The organism is bacterium (assembly GCA_037131655.1).
GTDB lineage: Bacteria > Armatimonadota > Fimbriimonadia > Fimbriimonadales > JBAXQP01 > JBAXQP01.
In genome coordinates this window covers 1-4,245 of the sequence record JBAXQP010000237.1, presented here as the reverse complement: position 1 = coordinate 4,245, position 4,245 = coordinate 1, and the positions used below count along the sequence as shown (strand labels likewise).

Sequence of the window (4,245 nt, the reverse complement as noted above, 5' to 3'; positions counted from 1 at the left end):
GTGCATATCTTATAATTTAGCGAATGTGCGGTCAAATTAACTAGAAGCTGCAATATCTCTTCGAGATACATATTGGAGGTAATAGTCTTGCTTACCTCTGAAAGAGTGCTGAGCTGAGATGCTTGGGCTTCAAGCTTCTTGTAGCGGCGCATATGATCTATGGCGCCTGCTACCTGACTGGCGATGCCTGAAAGCAACCTCACTTGATTACGGGTATATTCATGCGCCTCTCTGGTTCGGACATTTATAACCCCAATTACCTCATTCCTTACAAGCAGTGGCACAGAAAGAAAACTTTCATATTCAGCTTCATCTAATACGGGGAAGAATTTGAATCGATGGTCTTTGTAGGCTTGGCGTGGACAGGCAACATGCTTTTTTTCACGAGCGACCCAACCGGTAATACCTTCACCAATATCCAATACAATCTTGCCGACAAGCTCTCGCCCAGCTTCACCGGTTGCGCGTAAGATTAACTTTGTGCGGTCTTCACTGAATAAATAAATCTGGCAGCCTTCTGTACCTGTTATGCGGATGGCGATTTCGGCGATACCTTGTAGCATTTCCTCTGAGCCAAAAACGGAACCTGTTGCTTCACTGATGCGTTTAAGAGCTTCAAGTTCAGCGTCACGATCTGCCATGTCGGCATTTAATGCTTTAATCGTGCGTTGAGCCTCAATTAGCTCACGATCCCTTAATTCCACTTCTTCTAGCAGGTGTTCTGGATCACTAAGGTTGAGTTTCCTACGTCCCGCCCATCGAAGTCGGCCATCAAACTTAAAAAATCGTTGCATATTTCCCACCAAGATGGCATTTCAAAAACATAACCTCATTTTACTAGGAGACCTTTGAAACTGCAACTGCCTTAATATATCAATAACCGGCAACTTTCAAGCTGCCGGTTATTGGTTCTGTTCTTGTAATCGCCCCTAATTCACTGATTTATATTCGATGTAGTCTTTTAAGCGTTTATTTCGTTGAGGCTGGCGTAGGCGTTTAAGAGCTTTCAATTCTATTTGCCGCACGCGCTCTCTTGTGACGTTAAAGAATAATCCCACATCTTCAAGAGTTCGAGGAAGGCCGTCAAATAGGCCAAAACGCATTTTGACGACGTCCCGCTCTCTGTTTGTCAGGGTGCTTAATAACTCATCAATACGATCTCTCAGAAGAGCGCGAGAAGCATAATCGCTGGGACCATCTGCTTCTCTGTCTTCGAGGTAATCAATCAGTCGGTTTTCATCTTCACCCACCGGTGTTTCAAGTGACAAAGGCTCTGGAATTGAACGGATGATTTCGTATACTTTCTCAACCGTAATGCCCAAAGTCATTGCCAATTCGTCAAAGGAGGGTTCACGACCATGTTCTTGAAGCAATTGATTGGTAGCCCTCACAAGTCGGTTGATGGTATCCATCATATAAACGGGCAAGCGAATAGTTCGTCCCTGATCGGCAATTGCGCGGGTAATCGATTGTCGAATCCACCAAGTAGCATAGGTGCTGAAACGAAAACCTCGATGATAATCGAATTTTTCGACTGCGCGTATAAGGCCGAGGTTGCCTTCCTGAATAAGGTCGGAAAAAGACATCCCGCGTCCGCTATATCGCTTAGCAACCGATACAACCAATCGAAGGTTAGCTTCCGCTAACATCGTTTTGGCTTCCTGATTACCATTTTGTACCTGTTTTGACAGTTCTAATTCTTCTTCAGGACCTAGCAACGGGATACGTCCAATGATTCGCAGCCACATAATGACTGAATCATCTGCCTGCACAGTATTAATTTGAGAATTAACAATTTCGGGATTGTCTTTATTTTTTTGCGCCTCAATATCTTCCGTAATGGAAGAATGCTCGGAATCTAATACTTCGATTCCTTGCGATTCAAAGAGTGCAAACATGTTACTAAGCAGATCAGCATCGCATTCATTGAGAACCGGCAAGCGATTACTAATCTCTTCAAGAGTAATAAATCCGCGTACGCGTCCTTCCTGGATCAGTTGTTTAACTTCGTGCGGATCACAAACCTGTGGAAGAGTCACCACTTTCGTTCACCTCATTTTATGAGTTTTTACGGCTGTGAGCTTCCGTGATCAGCCGTGAGAACTGCCGTTGCTCCTCGGTAGCGTCTGTGTCACTCAACTTATCTCGCAACGCGGCGGATTGCTGACGCTCTCGATGCCTATTCAAATAGGCAAGACAATCTTCTAGCCAAACATCATTGATTGGTCTATTATCTTTCACCATAAGCCCCGTAAATTCCTGCTTTATTTTTTCATTTTCTATTTTATTTATAAATTGTTCTGGCGAAGCATCTGGAGAGGTATCTCCCCAAGCAGTCCTGATAGCTTCAGCAATTTCCTTATGTAATGGTAAATCAAAATGCTTAGGTTCAATCCATTCCCAAATGTGTTCGCGAAATTCTGTTTCACAAGCTGCTCTAATGAGTGTCATTTCAGATTCAATTAAAGCTCGCGGCAATGTTGGGCCAGAAATTGCTTGCGCAGGCTCATCTTCTTTTTGCTTTGCAGGTGTTTTTTGACGATCCTTACTTTGTTTTCGAATCGCTTGAGCGATGTCTTTTCTTATCGCATCTTCTGCTCGGGCGGCATCATGCTTATATGCTGGCGCATAGGGGGCAAGCATCAAAACGTAACGGTCTCTTTCAACATTACTTTGAACAGAAGCAATAACAGGAATTGTCTCTTTAAACATTGCTGTCAATCCATCCGCCGTACTGAGGTCATGATTACGCAGGATTAGATTAAGTCTGAAAGCAGTCACTGTTTCAGCTTGATCAAGTGCCAGGTTGAAAGCCGATGGTCCGGACTTTTTTAATAAAGAATCCGGATCCTCACCCTCCGGTAAATATGCGATCCTTACATCAACCTGTTGCTGAACTAATTCCTCGGCGGCGCGAACTGCTGCGGCTATTCCGGCATTATCCGAATCATAGGCAACAATCACCCGATCTGCCCATCTGTGTAGCAGTTTAGCGTGTTCTTCACTGAGTGCCGTACCAAGCGTTGCCAAAGTATTATGGAACCCTGCTCTTTGGGCGGCAATGACATCGAAATAACCTTCCACTAAAATTGCAGTGCGTTGTTTAAGCAAATAGGGACGAGCAGTATGGAGGCCATAAAGGGTACTTCGCTTAGAAAATAATGGGGTTTCAGGCGAATTTAAATATTTCGGTTCACCGCTTCCCATTATTCGACCACCAAAGGCGATGACTCTTCCTTGAGCATCGTAAATGGGGAACATCAGGCGTTCTCTAAACTTGTCGAAATAGCCGCGATCTCTTCCCTGGTCGACCAATCCCATCTTTTGAGCAACCGTGAGTTTGATGCCTTGTTTTGAGAAGTGATGTGCTAAAGAATCCCATTCTTCCGGTGAATACCCCAAACCAAAATGTTGAATAGTAGCCTCATCCATGCCACGATCTCGTAGATAGGCGATTGCAGTGTTTGATTTAGGAAGTTGCTGCTGATAGAAAGAGGCAGCAGACGCTAAAACACTATACCACTCTTCCTTTTCACTGGTCGTTTGTGATCGCTTATTGGATAGCTTAGGCAGTTCAACGCCGGCACGCTCAGCAAGACGTTCAACTACTTGGCGAAACTCTAAATTCTCGACTTTTTGAAGGAAAGAAAAAATATCGCCTGATTCACCACAACCAAAGCAGTGAAATCGTCCAAGGGCTGGAGTGACATGGAAAGAGGGGGTTTTCTCGTTATGAAACGGGCAGAGACCTTTAAGACTCTTGCCTGAAGGTAGCAACCGAACGTACTCGCGAACGAGGTCGGCTATCTCCACACGCTGTCGAATTTGCTCTAAAGCGTCATTTGAAGCCATCTCTGCTGATGCCTCCGTGCCCGGCAGTCGATGGTAATAAGCGGGTTGCCGCTAATTCACAACGAGCAACCCGCTATAGTTTTAGTCTTATTGAACGCCGGCAGCGATTGTTATGCCGACGACTTTCTGGTTGAAAAGTTGGAATGCGACGTGCTGCTTCTTCAAATACTTGAGAAGCATAATCGTCGACCCCTGGAATTCATGCATTTCGGGATAGCCGTATACTTTCAGGACTTCTCCGTAGGTTGATCCTAGCGTAATGCCCTTCCTCGTTTTAGTAGCAGCATCGCGTTCTGCAATCGAACCGATCTGGACAACTCGTCCTTTATCGTTGATGATAAAGCTATAAGTAGAGCCTTTTTTGACATAGATCAGCATCGTTTGAGATGTAGG

The 4,245-nt window shown here is 44.8% G+C and carries 4 protein-coding genes; all 4 read right to left on the bottom strand.

Features of this window, described 5'->3' with window-relative positions:
- Window positions 1-794 (bottom strand): GAF domain-containing protein (locus WCO51_10335; protein ID MEI6513655.1); only part of this gene is annotated, 794 nt, incomplete at its 3' end.
- Between the two features lie 135 nt (window positions 795-929).
- Window positions 930-2,042, bottom strand: a complete 1,113-nt coding sequence (locus WCO51_10330; protein MEI6513654.1) for a sigma-70 family RNA polymerase sigma factor — start codon at window positions 2,040-2,042, stop codon at window positions 930-932.
- Window positions 2,043-2,058: 16 nt separating this feature from the next.
- Window positions 2,059-3,852: a DNA primase gene (dnaG, locus tag WCO51_10325; GenBank protein MEI6513653.1), complete on the bottom strand. Its 1,794-nt coding sequence runs from the start codon at window positions 3,850-3,852 to the stop codon at window positions 2,059-2,061.
- A gap of 87 nt (window positions 3,853-3,939) precedes the next feature.
- Window positions 3,940-4,245, bottom strand: a 306-nt coding sequence (locus WCO51_10320) for a hypothetical protein (protein ID MEI6513652.1), incomplete at its 5' end; no start/stop codon positions are given.

What these genes read in the sequence shown, in the direction of transcription:
- dnaG (MEI6513653.1), bottom strand. Translation starts at nt 3,852, where the DNA reads ATGGCTTCAAATGACGCTTTAGAGCAAATTCGACAGCGTGTGGAGATA.